General features: G+C 65.4%; 40 protein-coding genes and 1 other RNA gene. 39 read left to right on the top strand and 2 right to left on the bottom strand.

Annotated elements, in window-relative coordinates; translation table 11 throughout:
* From msub_RS00995 to msub_RS00940, 13 genes are all read left to right on the top strand, one after another.
* Positions 1–615: a hypothetical protein gene (locus tag msub_RS00995; RefSeq protein ID WP_048494298.1), complete on the top strand. Its 615-nt coding sequence runs from the start codon at positions 1–3 to the stop codon at positions 613–615.
* Positions 608–928 carry a LysR family transcriptional regulator gene (locus tag msub_RS00990; RefSeq protein WP_048494297.1) on the top strand — a complete coding sequence of 107 codons (321 nt, stop codon included), beginning with the start codon at positions 608–610 and terminating at the stop codon, positions 926–928. The genes msub_RS00995 and msub_RS00990 overlap by 8 nt, the downstream gene beginning before the upstream one ends.
* A 3-nt stretch (positions 929–931) precedes the next feature.
* Entirely contained in the window at positions 932–1,174 is a 243-nt protein-coding gene (locus msub_RS00985) for a hypothetical protein (RefSeq protein WP_048494296.1), read from the top strand.
* Positions 1,171–1,578 carry a hypothetical protein gene (locus tag msub_RS00980; protein WP_156182695.1) on the top strand — a complete coding sequence of 136 codons (408 nt, stop codon included), beginning with the start codon at positions 1,171–1,173 and terminating at the stop codon, positions 1,576–1,578. The genes msub_RS00985 and msub_RS00980 overlap by 4 nt, the downstream gene beginning before the upstream one ends.
* 5 nt (positions 1,579–1,583) lie before the next feature.
* Positions 1,584–2,201, top strand: coding sequence for a DUF3164 family protein (locus msub_RS00975; protein ID WP_048494294.1), 618 nt, complete (start codon positions 1,584–1,586; stop codon positions 2,199–2,201).
* 36 nt (positions 2,202–2,237) lie between these two features.
* A complete protein-coding gene (locus msub_RS00970) occupies positions 2,238–2,558 on the top strand; it encodes an HU family DNA-binding protein (protein ID WP_197083763.1) in 321 nt (106 codons plus the stop codon).
* Complete coding sequence (locus msub_RS00965; RefSeq protein ID WP_048494293.1) at positions 2,551–2,805, top strand: hypothetical protein; 255 nt, start codon at positions 2,551–2,553, stop codon at positions 2,803–2,805. The genes msub_RS00970 and msub_RS00965 overlap by 8 nt, the downstream gene beginning before the upstream one ends.
* Positions 2,803–2,865: hammerhead ribozyme type II (locus msub_RS20870), an RNA gene on the top strand. The genes msub_RS00965 and msub_RS20870 overlap by 3 nt, the downstream gene beginning before the upstream one ends.
* Before the next feature lie 14 nt (positions 2,866–2,879).
* On the top strand, positions 2,880–3,062 hold the full coding sequence (locus tag msub_RS00960; RefSeq protein WP_048494292.1) for a hypothetical protein: 183 nt from the start codon (positions 2,880–2,882) through the stop codon (positions 3,060–3,062).
* Positions 3,059–3,658, top strand: a complete 600-nt coding sequence (locus msub_RS00955; RefSeq protein ID WP_048494291.1) for a gp16 family protein — start codon at positions 3,059–3,061, stop codon at positions 3,656–3,658. Before msub_RS00960 ends, msub_RS00955 begins: the two co-directional genes overlap by 4 nt.
* A complete protein-coding gene (locus msub_RS00950) occupies positions 3,655–4,170 on the top strand; it encodes a hypothetical protein (protein WP_053077923.1) in 516 nt (171 codons plus the stop codon). Before msub_RS00955 ends, msub_RS00950 begins: the two co-directional genes overlap by 4 nt.
* A gap of 1 nt (position 4,171) precedes the next feature.
* Positions 4,172–4,567, top strand: coding sequence for a Mor transcription activator family protein (locus msub_RS00945; RefSeq protein ID WP_048494290.1), 396 nt, complete (start codon positions 4,172–4,174; stop codon positions 4,565–4,567).
* On the top strand, positions 4,557–4,766 hold the full coding sequence (locus tag msub_RS00940) for a hypothetical protein (protein ID WP_048494289.1): 210 nt from the start codon (positions 4,557–4,559) through the stop codon (positions 4,764–4,766). The genes msub_RS00945 and msub_RS00940 overlap by 11 nt, the downstream gene beginning before the upstream one ends.
* On the opposite strand, the gene msub_RS00935 is transcribed toward msub_RS00940, so the two are convergent.
* Positions 4,754–5,023: a hypothetical protein gene (locus msub_RS00935; RefSeq protein ID WP_048494288.1), complete on the bottom strand. Its 270-nt coding sequence runs from the start codon at positions 5,021–5,023 to the stop codon at positions 4,754–4,756. The genes msub_RS00940 and msub_RS00935 overlap by 13 nt on opposite strands.
* Before the next feature lie 23 nt (positions 5,024–5,046).
* Here msub_RS00935 and msub_RS00930 point away from each other — a divergent pair, with 23 nt between their 5' ends.
* The 22 genes from msub_RS00930 (at position 5,047) to msub_RS00825 (ending at position 21,569) form a co-directional block, all read left to right on the top strand.
* Positions 5,047–5,247: a hypothetical protein gene (locus msub_RS00930; RefSeq protein ID WP_048494287.1), complete on the top strand. Its 201-nt coding sequence runs from the start codon at positions 5,047–5,049 to the stop codon at positions 5,245–5,247.
* A 168-nt stretch (positions 5,248–5,415) separates the two neighbouring features.
* Complete coding sequence (locus msub_RS00925) at positions 5,416–5,877, top strand: DUF5675 family protein (protein ID WP_048494286.1); 462 nt, start codon at positions 5,416–5,418, stop codon at positions 5,875–5,877.
* A gap of 1 nt (position 5,878) precedes the next feature.
* Entirely contained in the window at positions 5,879–6,457 is a 579-nt protein-coding gene (locus tag msub_RS20795) for a 3TM-type holin (RefSeq protein WP_053077922.1), read from the top strand.
* Positions 6,450–6,674, top strand: a complete 225-nt coding sequence (locus msub_RS00915; protein WP_048494285.1) for a TraR/DksA C4-type zinc finger protein — start codon at positions 6,450–6,452, stop codon at positions 6,672–6,674. Before msub_RS20795 ends, msub_RS00915 begins: the two co-directional genes overlap by 8 nt.
* Complete coding sequence (locus msub_RS00910; RefSeq protein ID WP_048494284.1) at positions 6,674–7,060, top strand: DUF2730 family protein; 387 nt, start codon at positions 6,674–6,676, stop codon at positions 7,058–7,060. The genes msub_RS00915 and msub_RS00910 overlap by 1 nt, the downstream gene beginning before the upstream one ends.
* On the top strand, positions 7,057–7,356 hold the full coding sequence (locus msub_RS00905) for a VpaChn25_0724 family phage protein (protein WP_048494283.1): 300 nt from the start codon (positions 7,057–7,059) through the stop codon (positions 7,354–7,356). The genes msub_RS00910 and msub_RS00905 overlap by 4 nt, the downstream gene beginning before the upstream one ends.
* Before the next feature lie 3 nt (positions 7,357–7,359).
* Entirely contained in the window at positions 7,360–7,908 is a 549-nt protein-coding gene (locus tag msub_RS00900) for a DUF3486 family protein (protein WP_048494282.1), read from the top strand.
* Positions 7,908–9,422, top strand: coding sequence for a terminase large subunit domain-containing protein (locus tag msub_RS00895; RefSeq protein WP_048494281.1), 1,515 nt, complete (start codon positions 7,908–7,910; stop codon positions 9,420–9,422). The genes msub_RS00900 and msub_RS00895 overlap by 1 nt, the downstream gene beginning before the upstream one ends.
* Positions 9,422–10,990 (top strand): DUF935 domain-containing protein, encoded by a 1,569-nt coding sequence (locus msub_RS00890; protein WP_048494280.1) that lies wholly within the window; start codon positions 9,422–9,424, stop codon positions 10,988–10,990. The genes msub_RS00895 and msub_RS00890 overlap by 1 nt, the downstream gene beginning before the upstream one ends.
* Entirely contained in the window at positions 10,990–12,270 is a 1,281-nt protein-coding gene (locus tag msub_RS20865; RefSeq protein WP_082146370.1) for a phage head morphogenesis protein, read from the top strand. Before msub_RS00890 ends, msub_RS20865 begins: the two co-directional genes overlap by 1 nt.
* Before the next feature lie 440 nt (positions 12,271–12,710).
* A complete protein-coding gene (locus tag msub_RS00880) occupies positions 12,711–13,730 on the top strand; it encodes a phage protease (RefSeq protein WP_082146369.1) in 1,020 nt (339 codons plus the stop codon).
* Positions 13,730–14,131, top strand: coding sequence for a hypothetical protein (locus tag msub_RS00875; protein ID WP_048494279.1), 402 nt, complete (start codon positions 13,730–13,732; stop codon positions 14,129–14,131). The genes msub_RS00880 and msub_RS00875 overlap by 1 nt, the downstream gene beginning before the upstream one ends.
* 11 nt (positions 14,132–14,142) lie before the next feature.
* Positions 14,143–15,063 (top strand): Mu-like prophage major head subunit gpT family protein, encoded by a 921-nt coding sequence (locus msub_RS00870; RefSeq protein WP_048494278.1) that lies wholly within the window; start codon positions 14,143–14,145, stop codon positions 15,061–15,063.
* Between the two features lie 80 nt (positions 15,064–15,143).
* On the top strand, positions 15,144–15,605 hold the full coding sequence (locus msub_RS00865; protein WP_156182694.1) for an HI1506-related protein: 462 nt from the start codon (positions 15,144–15,146) through the stop codon (positions 15,603–15,605).
* 1 nt (position 15,606) lies between these two features.
* Entirely contained in the window at positions 15,607–16,023 is a 417-nt protein-coding gene (locus tag msub_RS00860; RefSeq protein ID WP_048494276.1) for a gp436 family protein, read from the top strand.
* Positions 16,020–16,481, top strand: a complete 462-nt coding sequence (locus msub_RS00855; RefSeq protein ID WP_048494275.1) for a phage virion morphogenesis protein — start codon at positions 16,020–16,022, stop codon at positions 16,479–16,481. Before msub_RS00860 ends, msub_RS00855 begins: the two co-directional genes overlap by 4 nt.
* Positions 16,478–17,029: a phage protein Gp37 gene (locus tag msub_RS00850; RefSeq protein ID WP_048494274.1), complete on the top strand. Its 552-nt coding sequence runs from the start codon at positions 16,478–16,480 to the stop codon at positions 17,027–17,029. Before msub_RS00855 ends, msub_RS00850 begins: the two co-directional genes overlap by 4 nt.
* Positions 17,026–17,244, top strand: coding sequence for a DUF2635 domain-containing protein (locus tag msub_RS00845; protein ID WP_048494273.1), 219 nt, complete (start codon positions 17,026–17,028; stop codon positions 17,242–17,244). Before msub_RS00850 ends, msub_RS00845 begins: the two co-directional genes overlap by 4 nt.
* Positions 17,244–18,731 (top strand): phage tail sheath subtilisin-like domain-containing protein, encoded by a 1,488-nt coding sequence (locus tag msub_RS00840; protein ID WP_048494272.1) that lies wholly within the window; start codon positions 17,244–17,246, stop codon positions 18,729–18,731. Before msub_RS00845 ends, msub_RS00840 begins: the two co-directional genes overlap by 1 nt.
* Positions 18,732–18,770: 39 nt before the next feature.
* Positions 18,771–19,127 (top strand): phage tail tube protein, encoded by a 357-nt coding sequence (locus msub_RS00835; protein ID WP_048494271.1) that lies wholly within the window; start codon positions 18,771–18,773, stop codon positions 19,125–19,127.
* A gap of 3 nt (positions 19,128–19,130) precedes the next feature.
* Positions 19,131–19,502, top strand: a complete 372-nt coding sequence (locus msub_RS00830) for a phage tail assembly protein (protein WP_048494270.1) — start codon at positions 19,131–19,133, stop codon at positions 19,500–19,502.
* A 120-nt stretch (positions 19,503–19,622) separates the two neighbouring features.
* Complete coding sequence (locus msub_RS00825) at positions 19,623–21,569, top strand: phage tail tape measure protein (RefSeq protein WP_156182692.1); 1,947 nt, start codon at positions 19,623–19,625, stop codon at positions 21,567–21,569.
* Here msub_RS00825 and msub_RS00820 read toward each other — a convergent pair.
* A complete protein-coding gene (locus tag msub_RS00820; protein WP_048494268.1) occupies positions 21,566–22,309 on the bottom strand; it encodes a hypothetical protein in 744 nt (247 codons plus the stop codon). The two genes, msub_RS00825 and msub_RS00820, sit on opposite strands and share 4 nt — an antisense overlap.
* A 43-nt stretch (positions 22,310–22,352) precedes the next feature.
* On the opposite strand from msub_RS00820, the gene msub_RS00815 reads away from it, so the two are divergent.
* From msub_RS00815 to msub_RS00800, 4 genes are read left to right on the top strand one after another with little or no spacing between them, the layout of a single operon-like run.
* On the top strand, positions 22,353–23,603 hold the full coding sequence (locus msub_RS00815; protein ID WP_048494267.1) for a DNA circularization protein: 1,251 nt from the start codon (positions 22,353–22,355) through the stop codon (positions 23,601–23,603).
* Positions 23,596–24,660: a phage baseplate assembly protein gene (locus msub_RS00810; protein ID WP_048494266.1), complete on the top strand. Its 1,065-nt coding sequence runs from the start codon at positions 23,596–23,598 to the stop codon at positions 24,658–24,660. Before msub_RS00815 ends, msub_RS00810 begins: the two co-directional genes overlap by 8 nt.
* Entirely contained in the window at positions 24,660–25,253 is a 594-nt protein-coding gene (locus msub_RS00805) for a phage baseplate assembly protein V (RefSeq protein ID WP_048496903.1), read from the top strand. Before msub_RS00810 ends, msub_RS00805 begins: the two co-directional genes overlap by 1 nt.
* Complete coding sequence (locus msub_RS00800; protein ID WP_053077921.1) at positions 25,253–25,696, top strand: phage GP46 family protein; 444 nt, start codon at positions 25,253–25,255, stop codon at positions 25,694–25,696. The genes msub_RS00805 and msub_RS00800 overlap by 1 nt, the downstream gene beginning before the upstream one ends.
* The last annotated feature ends 8 nt before the right edge of the window (positions 25,697–25,704 follow it).

Here is a 25,704-nt window from a genome sequence, read left to right as displayed (position 1 = left end):
ATGGCCCGCAAACCCGTTCATCTGATGGCAAACGCGCCGCGCCCGGAAGGCCGCCAGGTCATGTGGGAAGCCATGCGCAAGCTGCGCCGGTTCCGCCTGAGTGACATCGAGGACCAGACCCGGATTCTGGAGAAGACAGTCCAGACCTACGTTAAAGGGCTCACCCGGGCCGGTTACCTCAAGCGCATCGAGGCGCCGGAGCCCCCCGCCGATACGCGCTACCCGCCGCACTGGTGGGAGCTGGTGAACGATGTGGGCGTGGAGGCGCCCCGCGTCACCCAGGATGGAAAGCCCGTCACTCAGGGCCGGGGCCGCGAACAGATGTGGCGGACCATGCGCATCATCGGCAGCTTCAACTGGCGCGAACTGGCGGTGCAGGCGAGCACCGAAGACCACCCGGTCAAGCCCGGCGAGGCGAAAGATTACGTCCACCACCTGTACAAGGCCGGCTATCTCGGCTGTGTGCAGGCCGGTGGCCCGGGACAGGCCGCCCGCTACCGCCTGTTTCCCAGCCGCTACACCGGCCCGCTGCCCCCCATGGTGCAGCGCATCAAGCAGGTGTTCGACCCCAATGTCGGCCGGGTTGTGTGGCCGAAGGAGGATGACCATGAGTAACTGGCTCGAAGCCCTGGATCAGGCCTGCCAGCAAAGCAGCCAGAACCGAGTGGCCAGACGCCTGGGCGTCTCGGCCGCGATGATCAGCCAGGCGCTCAAGGGTAAATACCCGGGCGACATGACCAGTTTGCGAAAGCGCGTAGAGGGCGAGTTGCTGGGTGCCTCCGTGGATTGCCCGGTGCTTGGCCGGATCTCTGTACGCGAGTGCCTGGACTGCCAGCGCCAGCCATTTGCCGCCACCAACGCGCAGCGCGTCAGGCTCTACCGTGCCTGCCGCAGCGGCTGCCCAAACAGCGCAATTGAGGAGGATTGACCTGTGGCCAACGACAACACCCCCATCAACCTGGACGCCGCCGACATCACGGTCAGCTACGACAGCGATGCGAGAACGGCAGAGCGCCCCATCTCTCTGCGGGCCTGGCAAATGGTGAGTGGCCAGCCAAAGCAGACGTTCTGCCTGGAGCTGTCACCCAAAGAGGCCACCGATATCGCCGGTAGCCTGAAAGACTCCGTGGCCTTTGCCGAGCGAGTCCGGGAGATCGCAGGAGGTGAGCTGTGACACGCATGTATCCGACCGCCTATCTCGAATACCACGCGGACCAGTACGCCGCCGCCCTGTTGCACAAGCAGGGTGTCAGCCTGGACCAGTACCTGGCCGACCCGGCCCGGTACCAGGACCTGCTGACCCGCCCGTTCCCGCTGCTGCCGACACAGACACGGGTGCGCACCCGGCTGATGCGGGAGGAGATTAAGAAAGAGCGCCTTCAGTCCACGGCGGACCTGGTCCGCGACGAGCTTCGTCGCGAGATCGAGGCCCAGCTGGAGCAGGAGCTGGACGGCTACCCGCGCAACAACGTGCGGCCGTTCGAGCCCATGCGCCACCACCGGTACCCGAAACGCCGTGGCTTTGCCTGCTGGTTCAAGCGGAGCCCGAAACCAACACCCCACCCCACACGAGGTTGAGAATCATGAACACGACCCACGATCCAGAACAGTTCCGCCGCAACAGTCGCGGGCACCTGGTACCGCTGGAGCAGATCCGGGACATCGACCGTCTGCGGGATGACCTGGTGCAAAACGTCATCAGCCAGGTGCTCGCCCTGCAGGCGGAAATGCGCCGGGTGAAGGCCCTGCTGACCGAGGAGGTGGACGCTTTCCTGGAGCTCTCCGCCCGGGAGTACGACACCACCTACGGCGGCAAGAAGGGCAACGTCACCCTGGCGTCCTTCGATGGCCAGTACCAGGTGAAACGGGCGGTGGCCGATCACCTGGCGTTCGATGAGCGCCTGCAGGTGGCCAAGGAACTGATTGACCAGTGCATCCATGAGTGGACCGCCGGCAGTCGCAGCGAAGTACAGGCCCTGGTGGAGCACGCCTTCCAGACCGACAAAGAGGGCAAGATCTCCACCGCCCGGGTGCTGAGTCTGCGCAGCCTGAACATCCAGCACGAAAAATGGCAGCAGGCCATGCAGGCGATCATGGATTCCATCCAGATCACCGGCAGCAAGAGCTACTTACGCTTTTACGAGCGGCAGGGCCAGGACGGCCCCTACCGCCAGATCCCGCTGGACGTAGCGGCCCTTTAACGGGCCGTTAAACCAGCTCAAATGAGGAATTACCCCATGACCAAAGAGGAACAGACCATGACCAAGAGCCAACTTATTGAGGCCCTCATTGCCGGTCATCATGGCAAGCGCGAGATGTGCGAAATCAGCAAAGCCGATATGGAAGCCGTGGTGGATTCCCTGGGTGAAATCATCCAGGACCGTTTGGCTGCCGGCAGCGAAGTGCCACTGCCAGGTGTCGGCAAACTGGTGGCCGTGGAGCGCAGTGCGCGCAGCGGGCGCAACCCGCAAACCGGTGAGGCCATCCAGGTGCCGGCGTCCGTGACCGCCCGGCTGAAGCCAGCCAAGGCACTGCGGGAGGCGCTCAACCATGGCTGAACACAACGCAAAGCAGTGGCTGGCCGACTGCGGAAAGCCGGCAACCATCACCATTCTGCCGACTAAGGATGGGATCCAGTTGGCGCTTCGCTTTGGCGAGGAAAAGGCGAACCTGGAAAACCCGACGATGGTCCAGGGCCTTGCCCTGGTGGGCTGTGAGGCCATCCGCAAGGCGATCCGTGACCAGCTGGACGTCAGGTCCGAGGAAGTGGTCCGCATGGATGCGCAGGACCAGAAACCCCACTAGCGAAACGCCCCACGGGGCGTCTATCGGGCGTGGTGGCCCGGTACTGATGAGCAGCCAATCAACGGGAGGCAGGCATGGCACAGCGAATACGCGTAACCGAACTGGGCCAGGAGCGCCAATGCACGAAGTGCGGCGATTACTGGCCGGATGATGCGGAGTTCTACTACCGCAAGAACGGCCGGTCGGCCCAGCCGTGCAAGGCCTGTTACGCACAGCTGCCTTCGAGGAAAGCCCGCAAGGCCGGAGCGACAGCATGAGGGGCGACAACCGCAAAAAGGTCACGGCCCAGATCCATATCGCCCGCAAGCAGCTGGGCATGGATGAGGATACCTATCGCGCTGCGATCGCCATGGTCACCGGTGGCAAACGATCCTGCGCCGACTGCACCGTGGCGGAGCTGTACCAGATCCTGCAGCACATGAAGGACCGGGGCTTCAAGGCCCGGCCCCGTAAACGGGTGGTGCAGCATCCCGGCACCCCGCACAACCTGGGCCGCGAGCCCATGCTGCAGAAAGTGGAGGCCCTGCTGGCCGAAATAAAAGCGCCCTGGAGCTACGCCGACGCCATCGCCAAACGGCAGACCGGCATCGAGCGGGTGGCCTGGCTGAAAAAACCGGAGCACCTGCGGGCGCTGATTGCCTCACTGGACGTAGAGCTGGAAAAGCGCCGGTTGCTGAGGGCGTTAGAGCTTACCCTTGAGAAGCAAGGCCTAACGCTCGACTTTATCGACACCTCCCGCCCTGCGCTCCCGAAAAACTGGCGGCGGAACAGAAAGATATTGGGCTCCCTTTTTGTGGACTTCGCGAATGTCGAATCGTGGTACGAAGCCTGCCGGGAGGGCGGTCATTCATGAAACTCGGCCGCTGCCCCGTCTGCCATAGCCACCTGCACCTGGACGCCCTTATCCAGGACGACGCCGGCAGTGAGCTGCTGGGCCTGCTGGCGAGCCTTGGTCGTCCATTGGCGAGGCCGCTGGTGCAATACCTGGCACTGTTCCGTCCGGCCAAGAGCGACCTGAGCAACGCCCGCGCCCTCAAACTCGCGCAGGACACCCTGGCCATCGCGGACCGGGACAGCCTGATCGCCGGGCTGCAGGACACCGTTCGCAGCCTGCACGAGAAGCGCCAGCGGGGTGAGACCAAGCCGCTGAAGAACCACAACTACCTGAAACAGGTGCTGGCCAGCGTAGCGCCCGATGCCCGCAAACCGGGGGCGGAATCTGACAGCAACCGCCCGACCTCCTGGGAGAAAAAGCAGGGCGTAGAGGAAACCCCCGAGGAGTCCCGTCGCAAGTGGGAGGCGCAGATGCGCCGGCTGGGCGTGGACCCCGAGCAGTTCAACACCAAGCGCAATACCGGAGGCTGATATGAGCGACTGGGACACCGACTACCTGCCCGCCTCGCTGAAAGACCTGATTGATGTGGTCGGCCTGGAGCCGGCCCGCAAGCTGGTCGGCGTGTATGGCGGCACCCGGCTGACGGTGCCCGCGAAGATGCACGAGGCGCACCCTCTGGCGGAGCTGCTGGGGATCGAGGCAGCCCGGACGCTGTCCCGGCATTACGCTCTGGAGCGGTTCGACGTGCCCACGGCCAGTGCCGCCACCAAGGCAATGCGCAACCGGCGGATGCGCCAGGAGCACGAGGCCGGCGTGTCCGTACGCCGCCTGGCGCTGCGTTACCAGCTCACCGAACGGCGGGTGTGGGAGATCCTCGCCGAGGACCTGCCGGGCGATCAGCAGGCGGATCTGTTCAATGAGTCATAACCTGGCGTTGCAACCGGAGGATCACCGCGCCGGCATCGAGCGCGACAAGCGCCGGTGGTTCAAGGCCTGGCAGATCACCCAGTCGCGCCGGCCGGCGGATATCCGGGTGTGGCTGCAGGAGATGGAAGACGGGGAAGACAGGAATGACTGGCGGCGCAGGCTCAACGCCCTGCGCCACCGCAGCCCCTACGGGCGCTGACGTTTCTGGGCGTGGTACTCCTTTTTCTTCAGTTCTCTGCAGGATTCCACGGCCACTTTGAAGTACTTCACATCGCGCTCCAGGTCCAGCGGGTCGATGTGGGTAAAGGTTTCAGCGAAGTCTTCATGGCTGGCCTGGTACTCCGGTGCCAGGGCAGTGGAAGGCGGCCGGCCTTCAAGGGTTTTGCGGAGTCTCTGATAGAACTCATCAATGTCCTTGAGAAACGGCTCAGTCGCAGACTTGCGATAAATCGGCATACTACTAATCTCCGAGGTGATGTATGAAAACAGAGCGATTGACACCCGCCCAGATCCAGACTTTAACGCCCCTGCTGGAAGAGCGACAGACCCGCCTTCGCCAGATCCTGACGGATCTGGGTGATGGTCAGCGCGAATGGGACGTGGATGTGGATCTGGCGATCAACGATGTGCACGCGGTGCTCAACACCATGGTGCCGCTGGTACCGGAAGACGACGACTGACCCGCCCCGGGGCTGCGCCCTGCAGCCCCGCCTTTGTCTGCCCGCCGCCTGAGCTTGCCATAAAGACCGGCCGGCGGTACGCTTTGATCACTTCATCCCCCTGCCCGTGATTACCCCCTGAACCCGTTCAGGACGCGGCCTAAGCCTTTGGGCCGCTACCCTGCGGCCATGACTACTTCAAACCCCGACACCCTGTTTCTGCATCGCGCCTACACTGACCGGGGCGTGTTTGGCACGCTGGTAACCCCGAACCGGAGTTACCACCTGCTGGAGCGCCCCTGGCTGGGCAACCGCACCTCCGTCAGCTGCATTCCCGAGGGCGTGTATACCCTCGGCCTGCGCCGTTCCGGCGTGGTAGAGCGCACCACCGGCGGCCAGTACCTGCACGGCTGGGAGGTGCAGGACGTGCCCGGGCGCACCTACATCATGATGCACCCCGCCAACACCATCGACGATCTGGAAGGCTGCCTGGCCCCCGGGCTGTCCACCGGCGTACTGCCGGACAACCACGGCACGCCCCAGTGGGCGGTGCTCAATTCCTTTGCGGCCTTCAAGATGCTGATGGAAGACCTGGAAGCCAGGCAGCGCTGGCATCTGGATATCCGCACCAAAACACCGGAGTGGCCCTGACATGAGCTGGAGCTGGGACGACGTAAAGGGCGTGGTAGCCAAGGCCGCGCCATTGCTGGGCAGCGCCCTGGGGCCTGCTGGTGGTGCCGTGGGCACGCTGATCGCCAGCGCCCTGGGTACCGATGACAACCCCGAGGCCGTGGCGACTGCCATCCAGGCCGACCCGGATGCGCTGGTCAAGCTCAAGGCCCTGGAGCGTGAGCACGAACGGGAACTCAAGCGCATGGTCATCGAGGCGGAGACCGCCCGGCTGGCTGAGATCAACCAGACCATGCGAGCCGAGGCAAGCGCCCAGGACGGCTATGTGCGCCGTTGGCGCCCCACCTTCGGGTACATGGTCGCCATCACCTGGCTGGTGCAATCGGTGGCCATCGCCTGGGCCATGGTGGGCGCGCCTGAGAACGCGGCGGATCTGATCAACGCTGTAACGGCACTGACGCCCATGTGGGGCATTGCGCTGTCCATCCTGGGCATCAACATCACCGCCCGCAGTCGCGACAAGCGAGCCTCTGCCGGGCAGGACAGCCGGGGCCTGCTGGATAAACTGACCGACAGCCTGGAGGCAAAGCGCCATGGATGAACGCAGCTTTGAGGAGGCGCAGGCGCTCACCGAACGGCTCACCCGGGCCGGCATCGAGCAGGCCCTGCAGGTTCATCTTGAGCCCCCGCTGGAGATCAATGGCCAGCGGTTGTGTCGCGACTGCGACAGCGCTCTGGGCGCACCCCGCCTGAGGGCCAACCCGAACGCCGTGCGCTGCGTGGCGTGTCAGACCGACCATGACCGACGGGGGGCGTAATGGGTTTGCTGGAGTTCGACTACGAAGCCGCGAAGTTCTGGATGGGCTTTATTCAGCTGGCCGGCCTGGTCGCGCTGTTTGTTTACACGCACATCACCAACAAGTCGAAGGCCAATGCCAGTGCCATCAATACCGTGCGGGGTGATCTGGAGCAACAGTACGACCACCTGGAGGAGCGCGTCAGCCGCACCGAGCGACGGCAGGATGTGTTCGAAAGCAAGCTTGATGGTGCGCCGACTCATCAGGATTTATCACGGGTTTATGAGCGCTTAAACGACGTGGCCGAGGATCTTTCCGGGGTGTCCGGACAGATGCGTGCCCTGTCTCACCAGCTATCAATGGTCAACCAGTACCTGCTGAACCAGAAAGGAGGCCAGGGTCAATGAGCTACCAGGACTTTCAGACTGAAGGTCGTCGTCTGGGCATTCTCCGCATTCTGTCCCGGCGCAATCAGTTCACCACCAACGAGTACAGTCTCAGCGACGAGCTGGGCGGCAACTATGGCCATCTGGTGAGTAAGGACCAGTTGCACACAGACCTGGCCTGGCTGGAGGAGCAGGGACTGGTGATCTGCCAGCAGCCGCGCGCCGGCTGGATCGTGACCCTGACCAGTCGCGGTAGTGACGTGGCCGAGGGCCGGGCCCGTGTGCCGGGTGTCGCCCCGCCACGGCCGGAGGTATAAGCCATGCCGCCGCGCTCAAAGATCTACGACTTGCCCCAGGACCTTCGTGAGGAACTGAATGAGCGGCTGGTCAGCACCGGTTTCCAGGGCTATGACGGCCTCACTCAGTGGCTGGAGGAGCGCGGATTCAAGCTCTCACGCTCCGCTGTGCACCGGTATGGCCAGGACCTCCAGGAAGAGTTCGAGGAGGCCATGGGGGATGTGCGCAAGACTACCGAGCTGGCCCGCGCCATGGCGACGAATCAGGAGGACGAGAGCGGCCATCTGATCGACGCCACCGCCCGTATCGTGCAGGACCAGCTGCTGCGTATTTCCATTGCCATGCGCAAGGCCGAGGACGACCCGGCCAAGGCCGCCAAGCAGCTGGGCAGCGTGACCCGTGCCCTGGCCGAGATCGGGCGGGTGTCTCTGGGGCAGAAGAAGTGGGCCCGGGAGCTGCGCCTGGAAGTAGCCCGGGAAGCCGCTGAGGCTGCCGAAGGCGCGATGGCCAGCCAGGGCATGACCCGCGAGTCCATCGACGCCATCAAGCGCGACATCCTGGGCATTGCGTGATGACTGCCTCCCTCCCTGACTCGGTCTTGCTGCCGTACCAGAAGGCATGGATCGAGGACCAGTCCGAACTCAAGATTGCCGAGAAGAGCCGACGCACCGGCCTCACCTGGGGCGAGGCGGCGGATGCTGTTTTGACGGCCAGCGCCGCCAAGTCTGCCGGCGGTACCAACCACTTCTACGTCGGCTCCAACAAGGAAATGGCCATCGAGTTCATCGACGCCTGTGCCATGTGGGCACGGGCCTTCGACCGGGCCGCCTCCACCGTCCAGGAAGAAGTCATCGAGGATGAGGACAAGGACATTCTCACCTTCAATATCCGCTTCTCCAGTGGCTACAAGATTCAGGCGCTGTCCAGTCGCCCCAGTAACCTGCGGGGCCGTCAGGGCAACGTCACCATTGACGAGGCCGCCTTCCACGCGGAGCTGGCCGAGGTGCTCAAGGCCGCACTGGCGTTGACCATGTGGGGCTCCAAGGTACGCCTGATCAGTACCCACAACGGCGCCGAGAACCTGTTCAATGAGCTGATCCAGGACAGCCGCGCCGGCAAGAAACGCTACAGCGTGCATCGGCTCACCCTGGACGATGCCTGTGACCAGGGCCTGTACCAGCGCATCTGCCAGGTGCGTGGCAAGCCCTGGAGCGAGGCCGCCGAGAAGCAATGGAAGGACAACCTGCTGCGGGACACGGCCACCCGCGAGGACGCCCTGGAGGAATACTACTGCGTGCCCAAATCCGGCGGCGGTGCCTACCTGTCCCGGGGCATGATCGAGGCACGGATGGTGGAGGCCCCGGTGGTCCGCTTTGAGGGCACGGCGGAGTTCAACGCCTGGCCGGAGCACCTGCGCCAGGCTGAGGTCCGCGACTGGTGTGAAAGCGAGCTGCTGCCGCTGCTGCAAGCGCTGAACCCGGAAGAGTGCCACTGCTTTGGTGAGGACTTCGGGCGCAGTGGTGACCTGACGGTCATCGCCCCCATGGCTATCAGCCAGCAGCTCAAGCGGCGGGTGCCGTTCCTGGTCGAGCTGCGGAACGTGCCCTTCAAACAGCAGGAGCAGATCCTGTATTACATCGTCGACCGGTTGCCAGGGCTGCAATACGGGGCCCTGGACGCCCGGGGCAACGGCCAGTACCTGGCGGAGCAGGCCCAGTACGAGTATGGCGCCGAGCGCGTGGAGGCCGTGATGCTCTCCCAGGCCTGGTACCTGGATGCGATGCCCCGGTTCAAGGCGGCCTTCGAGGACGACGGGATTGAGATCCCCCGGGACAGCGATGTGCTCGATGACCTCAGGGCTCTGCAGGTTATCAAGGGGATTCCCAAGCTGCCGGACGCCAAGACCGGCGAAGACAAGAAGCGCCACGGTGACGCCGCGATCGCGCTGGCCCTGGCCTACTACGCCAGCTTCCAGCAGGCCGCCCTGGAATATGGCTATGAGGCGATCCGCACTGGCCCCGAACAACGACACCCCCGCCCGGTGCGCGCCACCGCTGGCTTCCGTAACCGAGGAGGACTGCTGTAATGGCGGAATCACCCATTGTTGACACAAACGGCCGTCCGATCCGTAAGGCCGAACTGAAGAAGGAGCTGGCCGCCCCATCGCTCACCGGTGTACGCCAGGTGTGGCACAACGGCATTGCCAGCCACCTGACGCCGGACCGGCTCGGGACCATCCTCCGGGCTGCCGAGAACAACGACGGCCACGACTACCTGACCCTCGCCGAGGAGATGGAGGAGCGCGAACCGCACTATGCCTCGGTCCTCGGTACCCGCAAGCGCGCCGTCAGTGGCCTGGACGTAGTGGTGGAATCTGCCTCCGATGACCCGGCGGATGTGCGCCTGGCGGATGCGGTGCGTGACCTGGTGCGTGACGCTGCCTTCGGCACCCTGGTGGAGGACCTGCTGGACGCCCTGGGAAAAGGGTATTCCGTGTCTGAGATCCTGTGGAGTACCCGGGGCGGGCAGTGGTGGCCCCGTGAGTATGTGTGGCGCGACCCGCGCTTTTTCCGGTTCGACCAGGCCACCGGGCGCGAGCTGAGGCTGATCGACCCCCAGAACGTGGCCGAAGGCATCCCGCTGGCACCCTACAAGTTCATTGTGCATCGCCCCCGGCTGAAGGCGGGCATCCCCATGCGCGGCGGCCTGGCCCGGTTGGTGGCCGTCTCCTACATGGCCAAGAGTTACACCCTGACCGACTGGCTGGCCTTTGCCGAAGTGTTCGGTATGCCGCTGCGCCTGGGTCGCTACAACAGCAACGCCAGACCGGACGAGGTCGACATTTTGCGTGCCGCCGTAGCCAACCTGGGCTCCGATGCAGCGGCCATCCTGCCTGAAGGCATGAAGATCGAGTTTCAGGAGATCGCCAACACCCAGGGCGGGGCCGACCTGTTCAAGGGGCTGGCCGAATGGATCGACAAGCAGACCAGCAAGGCGGTGCTGGGCCAGACCATGACGGCGGACGACGGTTCCAGCCAGTCCCAGGCAACGGTCCATAACGACGTGCGTGAAGACATCCAACGCGCCGACGCCCGCCACCTCAGCCACACCCTGGGCCGGGACCTGGTCAAGCCGTTCGTCGACCTGAACTATGGCGTCCAGCGACGCTACCCCACCATCCGGATCCACATCCCCGAGCCGGAGGATCTCCAGCAGCTGGTGGCTGCGCTGAAGGACCTGGTGCCGCTGGGCCTGCGGGTGGAGCGCTCCGTGATCGCCGACAAGTTAGGCCTGCCGGATCCGGCTGAGGATGCCGAGGTCCTGCAGCCACCAGCGGCGGGTTTACCGTTCCAGGAAACCGCCCCTAACCGGTCTTTAAACACCGCTCAAAACCGGGAGTCTGTGGTCGATGAGCGCGACCCGGACTTCGAGCAGATCGCCGAGGCCGAGGACGAGTGGCAGCCCCAGCTGGCGCCGATCATTGATCCGATCGAACGACTGGCGCGTCGGGTTGCCGATGAGGGCGGTGACGAGAATGACTTCCTGTCCCGCCTGGGCGACGTGCTGGAAGAGATGGACGAAACCGAGCTGGTGCGGCGGCTCGCGGCCAGCACGTTCAAGGCCCGGGGCCTCGGTAATGCGGAGGAGGACTGATGGCCAACTTCGAGGCGGGCCCGGTACCGCGTGACGCGCTGGCCTACTTCCGTGGCAAGGATCTGCGGGTCGGCTTCGATTACCGGGACGTCTGGGGCCAGGAGCACGCCCACGCCTTCACCGTGGCCAAGGCCATGAAGCTGGATATCCTGGACGATATCCGTGCCGGACTGGATGAGGCCCTGGCTGAGGGGAAAACGTTCCGGGAGTTTTCCCGTGACCTCAAGCCCAGGCTGCAGGCGAAGGGCTGGTGGGGCGTCAAGGAAGAGATCGACCCGGAGACCGGCGAGCGCCGTGAGGTGCAGCTGGGCTCACCTCGCCGGCTAAAAACCATCTACCAGTCCAACCTGCGCAGCGCCCGGGCGGCGGGCCAGTGGCAACGCATCCAGCGCACCAAGGAAGGCCAGCCATTCCTGCTCTATGAGCTGGGCCCCAGCGAGAACCACCGGGACGAGCACGTGTCCTGGGCGGGCACCCTGCTGCCGGTGGATCACCCCTGGTGGCGTGATCACATGCCGCCCAACGGCTACGGCTGCAAATGCCGGGTGCGCCAGGTGTCGCAGGTGGAGGCCGAACGCCTGGACCGCGAGGGCGTTCAGGACCCGCGCGCCGAGATCGAAACGGACCCGGAGACCGGGCTGCCCACGGGCAGGCGACAGCGTCGGGCTGCGCCGGTGCGGCGCGAGCCGCCACCCACCCGCACCGTCAGCTTCACCAATCGACGTACCGGCGAGATCACTCAGGTGGACCAGGGCCTGCACCCGGCCTGGGCTACCAACCCCGGACAGGACCGGGTGCGGGTGTTGCGCGACCGGTTGGCGGGCAAGCTTGACACAGTGGATCAGCGGCTGGCACAGGCAACCACGCGGGATGTGATGGGCTCGCCGGTACTGGATGCCTGGGTCAATCGACCTGATGGCGAGCTGCCCGCGGGCGTGGTCCCCCGCCAGGCACAGTCGGCCCTGAGCGCAAGTACCCAGGTGGTGCGGTTATCGCCGGATACGTTCAACAAGCAGGCGCAGCAGCATGCCGATCTGACCGTTGCTGACTATCGCCAGCTTCCGGACATTCTGGCCGGCGGCATGTTGGTGGAACAGGATGCGCGCACGGTGGTGTCGTTTCGCCGACGTGATGGCGACTCCAGAAACCGATGGTGGAAAGTTGCATTCAAGCGGACAGGGGACTCGGACCGGCTGTACCTGGTGAGCTTTCAGAAAGCCGACGACCGGGAGCTGCGACGCCTTCAACGCCAGGGGAAGGTGATCCGGAACGAACAGTAGGAGTGGCGCACGGTGGGGCCTGCCTCCCGCATCGGGTGCGGGCAACCCCACATTGCGCTCCGCCCCTCGTCCTGAAGGGCGTGCTACGGCAGGCAGATTCATCACCGTGTCGCGTGCGCCGGATTTCAGTATACTGGCGTGGCCTCGGCAAGTGCAATTCCGCCCGCCAGAGCGACGATTCACAGAACGCCCTCAGACGCTCTCTAAGGCCCTCTGGCAAGCTGGCGCTACCAACGCCGGGACCAGACCCCGAAAAACGTTTTTAAACGGGGGTTAAATGCCTTTGTGGCGATTGCCAGGATAAGGCGGGGTTCGATATTCTGTTTTCCAGTTGCTGCGCCCGCCAGCAACGTCTCGATTTACCCCCTGAAACCCCACCCGGATCACCCCTGAACCATCTCAGGATCAGCTAAGCCTGCCGGTGCCGCTACTGTGGCGCCATGGACAACACAAACGCACTCCGCTTTGGCCTCTCAAAGGCCCTGAACACCGAGCCAGCCCCGGGCGAACGCCTGGCGCTGAATGTTGAGCTGCCCGCCGGGGAAGTGCCGGAGTGGGTGGAGCTGCTGCCCGCCGGGGAAGTGCTCGTCGGTCGCGATGGCCGGACATGGCGCAACCCCAACCCCCAGGCCGTGGTGGATCAGTTCAACCTGCGGGGCATGGACCTGGTCATTGACTGGGAACACGCCACCGAGCACCGCGCCCCGAAAGGCGAAGACGCCCCGGCCGCCGCCTGGGTGAAAGAAATGGAAGTGCGCGACGGCTCCGTGTGGGGGCGCACGGAATGGACTCCCAAAGCCGCCCAGCAGCTGGAAGCGAAGGCATACCGCTACCTGTCCCCTGTTTTCCTGTTTACCCGCGATGAGCGCCAGATCGTCCGGCTCACAAGCGCGGGCCTTACCAACCAACCCAACCTGGCGCTCACAGCGCTTAACCAGCAAACCCACCAGGAGGACTTCCCCGTGTGGAAAGATCTGCTCAAAAAGTTGGGTCTGCCCGAGGACGCGACTGAGGCGCAGGCCATCACTGCCCTCAATCAGGTCCAGGCGGATCTTGAGACCGCAAAAAACCGCGAGGCCAACCCTAGCCTCGACAAGTATGTGCCCCGGGCTGACTTCGATCAGGCCCAGCAGCGCGCCGCCAACGCGGAGCAGCAGCTGGAAGGCCTGAAAAAGCAGCGTGAGGACGAGGCAATCGAGACCGCCATCAACCAGGCCCTGGAGGATCGCAAGATCGCGCCGGCCACGGTTGAGTACCACAAGGCACAGTGCCGCACCGAGGGCGGCCTGGAACGCTTCAAGGCGTTTGTGGAGAGCGCCCCGGTAGTGGCGGGTGACTCTGGCCTGGATGGCCGCAAGGTACCCGGGGCCGACAAGGCCCTGAATGCCGAGACCCTGCAGATTGCCAGCATGATGGGCAATTCCGAGGAGGATCTCAAAACCTACGGAGGGATCAACTGATGCCGCTGACTCAAGACCGCATGACGGCCAACCGTGACGGCGAGCTGATGCCCTACGCCGTGGCGGCAGGCCAGGAGATCTTCATGGGGGCCCTGGTGGCCGTGAACGCGGCAGGCTTCCTCGTCGCGGGTACCGAGGCCACTGGCCTGACCTACATCGGGCGGGCCGATGCTCACGTGGATAACACCACCGGCGCCGATGGCGACGAGCTGGTCCATGTCCGCCGCAAGCAGGCCTTCCTCTGGAAGAACTCCGGCACCGATCCGGTCGACCAGAGCCTGGTCGGTAAACCCTGTTACATCCTGGACGACGAGACCGTCGCCGGCACTGATGGCACCGGAACCCGTTCCGAAGCCGGAGTTGTGCTGGCTGTCGAGTCTGCCGGCGTCTGGGTCGAGTAAGGAGAGCTGCAGTGATTGTCAATAAAAGTGCACTTGATGGCGTGTTCTTCAACCTGAAGACCACGTTCAACCGGGCCCTGAAAGCGTCCGAGCCTGAGTGGCAGAAGATCGCCATGAAGGTGACCTCCACGTCATCGGAGAATCGCTACAAGTGGATGGAGCGTTTCCCGGCCATGCGCAAGTGGGCGGGCGAGAAAGTGGTGAAACAGCTCAAGGGCCAGGGCTACACGATCATCAACGATGACTTCGAGGCCACCATCGAGGTGGACCGTAACGACATCGAGGACGACACCCTGGGCATCTATGGCCCGGAGGCCGAGATGGCCGGTTACAGCTCCGCCCACCTGCCGGACGAGCTGGTGTTTGACCTGGTCAATGCCGGCTTCACCGAACTGTCGTACGACGGCCAGCCGTTCTTCGACACCGATCACCCGGTGGGCAAGAAGGATGGCACTACGGTCAGTGTCTCCAATAAGGGCACGTCGGCCCTGAGTCACGCCACTCTGGCGGCGGCCCAGGCCAGTTTCGGGGCAGGCCGGACCGCTCTGCGCAAGATGAAGGACGACGAGGAGCGGCCACTCAACATCAACCCCAGCGTGCTGTTGGTACCGCCTGCTTTGGAGGATACCGCTCGCGCTCTGATGACCGTCGACCGACTGGAGGACGGCAAGCCCAATCCATACAAGGGCGCGGCGGAAGTGGTGGTGTCTTCTCGCCTGACCTCCGACACCGCCTGGTTCCTGCTGGATACCACCAAGCCGGTGAAGCCGTTCATCTACCAGGAGCGCAAGGCGCCGGTGTTCGTCTCCCAGACCAACATGGACAGCGACAGCGTGTTTCTGCAGAAGAAGTACCGCTACGGCGCGGAAGCCCGTGGTGCTGCCGGGTTCAGTTTCTGGCAGATGGCCTACGGCTCCACAGGTCAGGGCTAAGCCCGGGCAGTGCGTGATCTGAAAATGGCCGGGCCCGTGCCTGGCCATTTTTGAAAACAACCATCATTTGGGAGGGCACCATGGCTGCCACCAAGACCAGCAAAGCACGGTCCACCAAGCAGGTCACCCAGGCCAGCAAGGACACCGCTGCCGATACGGACAACACCCAGATTCAGGACACCGCCAAGCCCGAGGAAGTGACTCAGGGCCAGGGTGAGCAGAGCCAGGGCGAGACGCCAGCTCAGGACACCGCAGGAAGCGACCAGGGATCACCGGCGGATGGGGGCAACAGTGGCGACACCAAGGATCCGGAAGCGCAACCGAAAGCGGGCGACCAGGAGAAGTCCTCGGCGTCCGAGGAAGTGAAACGGATCGCGGTCCGTTCCATCACCCCCAGCTTCCGCCGGGCCGGCTTCCAGTTCGGTCGTACCGAAACCATCCTGGACATCCGCCGGCTCACCGACGAGCAGCTGCAGGCCATCGAGGAAGAGCCGCGCCTGGTGGTTCGTCCGGTGACCGCAGACTCAGGCCAGGAAGGCTGACATGGCTGTCTACGCCACGCTGCAGAATCTGCTCGACCGGTTCGGCACGGACGCCCTGCTGATCGCTGCCGATCGGGACGGCGACGGCCAGGTGGATGCCGACGTGGTGGAGCAGGCCCTGGCGGATGCCGATGCCGAAATCGACACCTACGTCGGACAGCAGTACCAGCTGCCGCTGCCTATGGTTCCGCGCATCCTGACCAAGCTGGCTGTGGACATCGCCTTCGACACCTTGTCACCAGAGGCGGACACCGCGACCGAACACCGTCAGACCCGGCGAGAGAAGGCCGTCCAGCTGCTGAAGTTGATCGCCCGCGGTGAAGTGAGCCTGGGTATTCAGCAAGCCTCGCCGGTCAGCATCAAACCCGAGATCAGCTCCCGCCCACGCCGGTGGGGCCGCGACAGGAGGCTCACATGAGTGTGTCTCTGCGTACGGATTTCTCCGACATTGAGCGGCTGCAGGCCCGGATCGGTCGCCTGGCCAACCCGGACCGGCGGGTGCTCGGTGAGCAGCTTGGCAGTCTCGTGGAGAGTCAGACCCGGCGTCGGCTCAGCGAGGATCAAGAGTCGCCAGATGGCGTCCCCTGGGCAACGTGGACGCCGGACTACGCAAAGAGTCGGCATGGCGGCCAATCGCTGCTTCAGGGCGAAGGCGACCTCAGCGACAGCATCACCTTTGATGTCCAGAACGACCAGGTAGAGGTGGGCTCGAACCTGATCTACGCGCGGATCCACCAGGAAGGCGGTGAGGCCGGCATGGCGCCGGGCCCTGCTGGCATCCCTGCGCGTCCTTACCTGGGCTTTTCCAATGACAACCTGGCCGAGATCCAGGCGGTCGCTGACCGCTGGCTGGATCGGCACCTGGAGCAGGCATGAACACCGGTGACATCAACCTGACCCGCGACGCCATCGTCGCCGCCATCGCCAAGGCACTGCCCGAGCTGAAGGATTGCCAGGCCCATGGCGGTCGTTTCGACCTCCAGGAGCTGAAGCGGTGGAGCCGTCGCGCGCCCGCTGTGCTGGTAGCCGCTGTGCAGATACCGGAGGCCGCCCGTAACCGGGTCAACCAGGTCACGGTGCGGTGGGTGGCTTACGTGGTGGCCAGCGATGCGCCGGGTGTGTCGCGGGACGTCATCGCCCTGGACTACACCGAAGCGTTGCTGCGCTGCATCAAGGACAACCGCTGGGGGCTGGACAACACCCAGCGCCCGGAAAACGTGGCCGCCGAGAACCTGTACAGCGGCCCCGCTGACCGCCAGGGCATAGCGCTCTGGGCAGTCAGCTGGCAGCAAGCCCTGACCCTGAGGGCTACCGATATCTCGGATCTGGCCGACTTTGCCATCTACAGCGCCACCCACCAGGTGGGCGATGGCCCGGACACCGAGAGCTACACCGAGATCCCCACGGGTAACGAGGAGACATGACCGTGATCAAGCGATACATCAAACCGGCCCGCGAGGGCCTGGTGGTGCGCCAGCCGCAAAACGGCCGCCCGCTGCCCGCCGAGGGTGCCTGGGTGGACTGGAGCGGGCACTGGGTGCGCCGTAAGGCGGAGGGTTCGATCGTCGAGGCCAAGCCGCCGGCGAAAACCAAGGCCAAGCCCCAGGGCGAAGCCACCAAGCAGAAGGAGGCTGACTGATGCCGATCAGCGCAACCGTATTCAATGAGATTCCGTCAGCCCTGCGGGTGCCGGGCTGGTACATCGAGTTCGACAACCGCCTGGCGGGCAATTCCGTGTTCATGGGCAAGCTGCTGGTGATCGGCCAAAAGCTGGCCGGCGGCAGCCAAGCGGCCGGCAGCCTGGTGCGCGTGACCAGCAAGGAACAAGCCGACGAGCTGTTCGGCCGGGCCTCCATGCTGGCCGAGCAGATGCGTGCGATCAAGGAAGTGGACCTCTACACCGAGACCTGGGCGATTCCCCTGGAAGATGCCGCCACCGCCGCGAAGGCGGAAGGCAACATCACCATCGACACCGCCCCGACCGACACCCGCCCGCTGGCGCTTTACATCGCCGGACGCCGCGTGTGGGTCGAGATGGCTGGAGGCGACACCCCGGACGTGGTGGCCCAGGCGATGGTCGATGCCATCAACGCTGACGACCGCGTGCCGGTAACGGCCGCAGTGGACGCCACTATTACCAACCAGGTGAACGTGACCTGCCGCTGGGGTGGTGAAACCGGCGACGACATCGACCTGCGCGACAGCGTGAAGGGCGAGCAGCGCCCCGGTGGCCTGGGCCTGACCTACGTGCAGCCGACCGGTGGCGCGGTCAATCCGAGCCTGGACCCGGTGATCGCCGCCATGGGCAGCGAGTGGTGGAACTGGATCTGCCTGCCCTACACCGACGCCACCAGCCTGGACGCGATCGAGGCCGAGCTGTCCGACCGCTACGGCCCCATGCGCCAGATCGGTGGCCGGGCGTTCTGCGCCTACCGGGGTAACCACAGCGACACCGGCACCCTGGGAAGCGGCCGCAACTCGCCGCACGTGACCATCATGGGCACCAACCTGGCGCCGACCCCCACCTGGTTGTGGGCGGCGACCAACGCCATCGTGGCGGCCAAGTCCCTGGCCATCGACCCGGCCCGGCCGCTGCAGCGGCTGACCATGCCCGGCCTGATTCCGCCGGCGGAGGACGTGCGCTGGAGCGATGCCGAGCGCAACCTGCTGCTGTTTGATGGCATTGCCACCTACACCGTGGCGAGCGACGGCAGCGTGCAGATCGAGCGCCAGATCACGACCTACCAGGAGAACGCCAGCGGCGTGGCGGACGACTCCTACCTGGACATCAACACGCCGGAAACGCTGGAGCGCATCCGCTTCGAGCAGATCAGCCTGTTCGCGCAGAAGTACCCACGCCACAAGCTGGCCGCCGACGAGGACCGCGAGTTCTACGACCCTAGCCAGCCGATCATGACGCCCAAGGTGGCCCGCACCGAGCTGCTGAACCTCTACCGGCTAACGCTGATGGGGGCCTTTGGCTGGGTACGCGACTACGCCGGCTATTCCGAGAGCCTGCAGGCGAGCATCGACCCGAACGACCCGGGCCGGCTGAACGTGATCGACCAGCCCATGCTGATCGGCCAGTACCGCGTGCATGCCCAGCAGACCCAGTTCCGGCGCTAAGCGCCGGTTAACCACCGTGTAACAGGAGGGTAAACACCCATGAGCGGACGAATCACAGGGGTAGCAACCATCCGCGTGGATGGCCAGGAGTTCCCCACCGAACGCGGCGCCACGCTGAACCCGGGTGGCGTAAACCGCGCCACCAAGATGGCCGGCCGGCGCGTGTACTACAGCGAGGAGCCGGTGGCCCCGACGCTGCAGGCCACCGTGCTGCACACCGAGGAGCTGGACATCATCGAGATCGGCAAGATCCGCGATGCCACCGTGCTGTTCGAGTGCGACAACGGCCAGGACTACATGCTGACCGGGGCGTTCGTGACCGAGACAGCGGAACTGAACAGCGGCGAGGGCCAGATCCGTCTGAACCTAGCCGCCCGCACCTGCGAGAGGGTTTAACACATGAGCAACGCGATCGAGGCGATCTACGCCGCCAGTGACGACATCGACCTGACCGAGGAGGAGCTGGCGCGCATCGAGGACACCGGCGACGCCCTCAAGGTGGCGCTGTCCGAGCCGCTGGTGTTCACCGCCAGCAAGCTGGACGGCGAGCGCACCCTGGAGGCGCTGACCCTGCCCAAGAAGGTCAAGGGCAAGCACCTGAAGGCGCTGGACAAGGCCGAGGGCGAGATGGGCAAGTCCATGGCCCTGGTGGCCAAGCTGGCCGGCATCCCGCCGCACGCCTGTGACGAGATGGACGGGCGCGACATCGTGCTATGCCTGGAAGCGATGAAGCCTTTTTTGCCGAGGCCCCCGCGGACTGGGCGGCGCTAGTCCGCTCCGTGGCGGTGGCTTTCACCGGGTTCAGCCCGCTGGAGCTGCTGGAGATGGACCTGGATGACCTGGTGTGGTGGTACCACCAGGCGGAACAACTGGCGGAGGAGATGAAAGCCAATGGGTAGCATGGTGACCAGCGTTGTCATGGAGCTGGTGGATCGAGTGACCCGCCCGGTCCGTCGCATTCAGCAGTCGCTGTCAGGCCTGGCGCGTCGGGCCGGGCTGGACCGTCTGGCCGCCTCCGGCCGCCGCGTGAGTCAGTCCCTGGGTGCCGTCATGGAGCGCGCCCAGGGGCTGGGCCAGCGCCTGCTATGGATGGGGGGTATTACTGCCGGCGCGGTTTGGGGTACGGAACGCCTGGTGTCGGGGGTCACCGACCTGGGCAACGAGGTGATGAACGCGGCCGAGCGCGTGGGCGTGGGCACCACCTGGCTGCAGGAGTGGCAGTACGTCGGCAAGCAGTTCGGGGTACAGAACGACGCCCTGGTGGACGGCCTGAAAGAGCTGTCCCTGAGGGCAGACGAGTTCGTGGTCACTGCTGGCGGCCCGGCGGCGGAAGCCTTCGGACGGCTGGGCATTGGCGTTGAGGAGCTGCGCAAGACCGGCGGCGACACGGCCGCCATGTTCGACCTGGTGCGTTCGCGCCTGGGCAGCCTGGAGAACGACGCCGCTCGCCAGCGGGTGATGGACGAGATCTTCGGCGGTCAGGGTGGCGAGCAGATGGTGGAAATGCTGGGCGCCACCCGCGAGGAGATCGAGCGGATGATGCAGGCCGGCCGGGACCGTGGCGCCATCCTGACCGAGGAGGAAATCGAGAACAGCCGCGAGTACACCCGCCAGATGGGCGACCTGCGCACGGTACTGTTCGGCATCCAGGCGTCGGTGGTGGGCGAGCTGCTGCCGGCGATCAATGAGTGGATCGGCCGCATGGGTGCCCTGGGCCAGGCTAACCGTGAGGCTGTGGCCAGCGACATTCTGGACGGCATCCGGGATATTTGGCGCGGTATGCAGATGGTGGGTGCTGCGGTGAGCTGGGCCGCTGATCGTGTTGGTGGCTATGCCAATCTGCTGGGCATTGTTGCCGGCCTGATGGCTGGCAAGTTCCTGCTGTCGCTGGTACTAGCCACTGTCCAACTAGGAGTCTTTGCCTGGACGGCTGGCAAGACCGTGGTGAAAGGCTTGCTGTGGGTAGGGCGCGGCCTCCTCAGTGGCGGCAAGCGCCTGATGGCGTTTGGCCGGGCATCCCTCCTAGCTGGGGCCATGAGCACCCGCATGGGTACCGGGCTGATCGGCCTGGCGACGCGCGCGGTGCCCGCTGCCATTGCCGGCATTCGCGCCTTGGGCCTTGCCCTGATGGCAACCCCGATCGGCTGGATCATCGCGGGCGTAACCGCTGTGGCCGGGGCGGTGTACCTAATCTATCGCAACTGGGAAGGCATCGCCGAATGGTTCGGCAACCTGTGGCAAGGGGTGAAAGACTTTTTCAGCCGTGGCGCAGGCGAGATCGCGGGCGACCTGCTGGCCTGGACGCCGGCGGGGCTGATCTATCGGCACTGGGACGGTATCGCGGAATGGTTCGGCGGTATGTGGGACGGCATCGCCGGTTATTTCAGCCAGGGCATCGGCCAGGTGGCCAAGGACCTGCTGGCTTTCAGTCCGGCCGCTCTGCTGATGAAAGGCATCGACGCGGTGTTCGAGCTGTTCGGCGCGCGGCCGCTGACCGAGATGGGTCAGGAGTGGATCGGCGGGCTGTGGGATGGGATCAGCGCCCAGTGGTCGCAGCTGACCGGTTGGCTATCGGAGCGCGTCACCGGGCTGATCGAGTGGATGCCGGACTGGGTGAAGGACCGCCTGGGGCTGGGCGGAATGGCTGCACCGATGCCGACCGGCGCGCCGGTGGCCGATAACCGCCGGGGCGCGATGCCTGGCCCGGCACGGGCCGAGGTGGGTGGCGAGCTGAGGATCGTGGTGGATTCGGAGGGGCGGCCCCGCGTCGCGGAGGCTCGCCGCAACGGGGGCATGGACTTCGATGTGGAATCGGGAGTGCTGGGGGTGGCGCCTTAATGAAGCGCTTCGACGTTGCTAAATCGGACGATGAACTCAGGTTCAATCACGGAGCCCCTCTCGGTTGCGCTGCCCTCCGAAACAATGTTGCCGGAGAAGCGGACCGGCGCGCCGACCGAAAGTTGGGCAACCTTGGTGTAAAGCTCGGAGCCGTTCGGAATCAGCGTGTTGTATTGGGCATCAGAGTACGCGTTGTTCCAGGTCTGGAAGGTGGTGTGCGAGTTGGCCCGAATCACGACGATACCGTTGCCGTCCCCGTTTGTTTCCAGGCGCTCCAACACCCCGGTCCACGCAGTCAAGCCGTCCTTGGTGAATTCTCGGGAGTCCGTCCGGCGGTCGCGCTCGATGGTGGATTTCACGAGTTCATTGGGGGCGTCTTCGTATGCTCTGGCCGCATCAGCCATAACAGCCAAAAAGCTCTTTTGTGCTTCCGGCATGTTGTTGGCGGCAAGTTCAGCCGGAGAGAGTGGTTCGGGTTCGGGCTCTGCTGCCGGCTCTGGTTGGGCGGTCTCCGTAGTCGTGCGTTGCTCTGTTTCCGTGGCGTCCGCCGTGGCCTTTTTGGCCTGGTCTGTCGTGATGCCGAAGCCGACAAAGCTGGCCAGGATAGCGGCGACATAAAGGCCGGCCGCCTTGCCGCGACTGGGTGTCGATGCCCAGGGCAGTGCCCAGCGCGGCTTAATCATCCCCGCGACGAGAGCGATCAGAGAGAGCAACAGTACAACCAAAAAGATATCGGACACGGAATTTTCTCCTTGTTTTTCAGACAGTCCAAAAGGGTAGCACATGAGCTGGCGTGATCGTATCGACCCGGAATTGACGGGCTCCTATCGCGGTGTGCGCTTCCACGTGGAGCGCTCCGACACCAAGGGCGGCCGCCGGTGGCTGATCCATGAGTATCCACGGCGCAATCTGCCCTATGCCGAGGACATGGGGCTCAATGCCCGGGAGTGGCGCTTGGCGCTGTTCGTGGCCGGCGACGATTACGACCTCCAGCGCGATGCGCTGATCGATGCCCTGGACGCCCCGGGCGCGGCCACCCTGGTGCACCCTTACCTGGGCAGCTTCACGGCCGTGGCCAGCGACGTGCGCTGGAGCGAGACCACCCGCGACGGCGGCGTTTGCGACTTTCAGGTGACGTTCACCGAGGCGGGTACGGAAGCCTACCCGGCCACCACGGTGGACACCCAGCGGGAGGTCCAGCAATCGGCGGACGCCTTCGAGGAGGCCCTGGCCGAGGACTTCGCGGACAAGTGGAGCGTGGAGGGCCTGCTGGGCTGGTCCCTGGTGGCGGTGGAGCGTGACCTGGCGGCCGTGATGCAGGGCATCGAGGACGTGGTGGGCGGCATTGCCGACGAGGTGGCGGCGCAGATCCGCGCCCCGATGAACATGGTGGGCATCGTGCTGGGCGGCTTCAATCGCCTGCGCAACGCGGTGCTGCGACCGATCAACGCCCTGGACCTGTACAGCGGCAACACCATCCTGGGCAAGAGCGACGACGAGGGCGGCGGCCGTGTGCTGCTGACCCCGGGCACCCCGACCCGTGCGGCCCGGCTGCTGCTGGAGACAGGAATCAGCGGCGACAGCGTGACCCCGCCCGTGGCGGACACGCCCGAGCGCCGGCAGCGAGCACAGAACACCATCGCCGCCCGGCAGCTGAACAGCCGGGCGGCAACTCTGGCCGCCGCGCGCCTGGTGGCTGACACCGACTGGATGAGCCGGCAGGACGCCCAGGACGCCGGGGCCAACACCCTGGAGCTGATCGACCGCCAGATGACCACCGACGAGGCCATCACCGACGCGGTGTATGCCGCCCTGGTGGATCTGCGGGCCAAGGTCTCCGACGATTTGCGCACCCGTGCGGTGGCGCTGCCTGGCATGACCACCTACACACCGCAGCGGACGCTGCCCGCCCTGGTGGTTGCCCACCGGCTTTATGGCGACGCCACCCGGGCGGACGAGATCGTGGTGCGCAACAGCGCCCGCCACCCCGGCGCCCTGCGCGGCGGCATGGATCTGGAGGTGCTGAGTGAGTAACCGCGACCCGGTAACGCTGCAGATCGGCAGCATGCGCCACCAGGGCTGGCAGGAGGTGCGCATCCGGTTGTCCCTGGAACAGATCGCCGACAGCTTCGAGCTGACCCTGACCGAGCGCTGGGCCGAGTCCGGCCTGGTGCGGCCGGTAACGCCTGGCGAAGCCTGCACCGTTAAGGTGGGCGACGAGCTGGTGGTGACCGGCTACCTGGACGAGGTGCTGCCGGACTACGACGCGACCAGCCACACCATATCGGCCAGCGGCCGGAGCAAGGCGGCGGACCTGATCGACTGCAGCGGCAAGGATACCCCGCTGACGGGCCTGACCTTGAAGCAGATCGCCGAAAAGCTGGCAGCGCCGTATGGCATCGAGGTGGTGGACGCCGTGGGCAATAACAAGGTGTTCCGCAACTTCACCCTGGAGGATGGCCAGCCGATCGCCGAGGCCATCGAGCGCGCGGCGCAGATCCGGGGCGCCCGGATCGTGAGCGACGCCCAGGGCCGCCTGGTGATTGTGCACGCGGTGCAGCGGGAGATCCGCACGATGCTGGAGCTGGGCGGAAACATCCGCAAGGGGTCCGGGGCTTTCAGCGATCGGGACCGCTTCAACGTCTATATCGTGGAAGGCCAGACACCCGGCACCGACGACTGGAACGGCGAAGACGCGGCCGGCCCTACCGCCCAGGTGACCGACCCAAGAATCCGCAAGCCGCGCGCCACCCTGATCGTGTGCGATACCCCGGCCGATTCGGCGGACTGCAAGGCCCGCGCGGAACTGGAGGCGCGGATGCGCTGGGCCAAGGGTCGGGGCGTGACCTACACCGTGGGCACCTGGCGGCATGAACAGGGCGTGTGGCGGCCTGGTGACCTGGTGCAAGTGCGGGACGCCTATCTGGGACTGGACGAGCAGCTGCTGATCAGCGACGTGCAGCTGATCGAGAGCAACCAGGGCCGCACCGCCGAACTGCGCGTGGCCCCGCCGGCGGCCTTCGAGCCAGTGCCGGTACCGGAGCCGGAGCCCAGCGACAGCAGCGGCACCCCGGCCGGATGGGGGTGGTGATGGCTGATCAGAGACGCACCTGGCAGCGCCTGATGGGGCCGGTGTGGCGGCGCATCCGCCTGCTGGTCTCCCGTGGCGTGCTGAAGCTGGTGGACGACAGCCTGAAGCTGCAGGGCGTGCAGGTGTCGCTGCTGGGTGGCGAGCCGGCGTGGGCCGAGCGCTTCCAGGAATACGGCTACACCAGCCACCCGCACCCAGGGGCCGAGGCGATCGTGGCAGCCGTGGGTGGTGCCCGTGCCCACCTGGTCGCGCTGTCGGTGGACGACCGGCGGTACCGGCCGAAGGGCCTGGCCGCTGGCGAGGTGTGCCTATACACCGACGAGGGCGACGAGATCCGCTTCAAGCGGGGCAAGATCATCGCCGTGAAGGCTGGCAGCAAGCTGGAGGTGACCGCCCCGGAGGCAGTGTTCAACTGCAGCACTAGCGTGACGCTGAACACCCCCAAGGTGATCGCCACCGGCGACATCGAGGCCGCCGGCCAGGTGCGCGACGCCACGGGCACCATGCAGGGCATGCGCGACACCTACAACGGCCACAACCACGGCGGCGACAGTGGCGGAACGACCAGCACGCCTAACCAGGAGATGGGCTGATGGACATCGCATTGAAGTACGACGCCGGCGCCAAGCGCTTCGACCTGGCAATCGAGGGCGGAGACCTGGCGACCGACGAGGGCCTGCAGACGGCGGTGACCCTTTCCCTGTTCACCGATCGGCGAGCCCTGGACGAGGACCGGCTGCCGGATGGCACGGGCGACCGCCGGGGCTACTGGGCAGACGCCTACCGCGACCGGCCCCATGGTTCCCGCCTGTGGTTGCTGCACCGGGAGAAGGAACAGGACGAGGTGCTGCGGCGCGCCCAGGAGTATGCCGAGGAGGCGCTGGCGTGGCTGATCGAGGACGAGGTGGCCGAGGCCGTGGAGGTGGAGGCGTGGCACATGCGGCGCGACACCCTGGGGCTGCGGGTGGTGATCCGGCGCGGCGATCGCGCGGTGCTGGAACGGCAATACGACTACGTGTGGCGAAACGCCGCATAACGGAGGGT

It is taken from the genome of Marinobacter subterrani, assembly GCF_001045555.1.
GTDB classification, from domain to species: Bacteria; Pseudomonadota; Gammaproteobacteria; order Pseudomonadales; family Oleiphilaceae; genus Marinobacter; species Marinobacter subterrani.
This window is presented reverse-complemented; position numbering and strand designations above follow the sequence as displayed.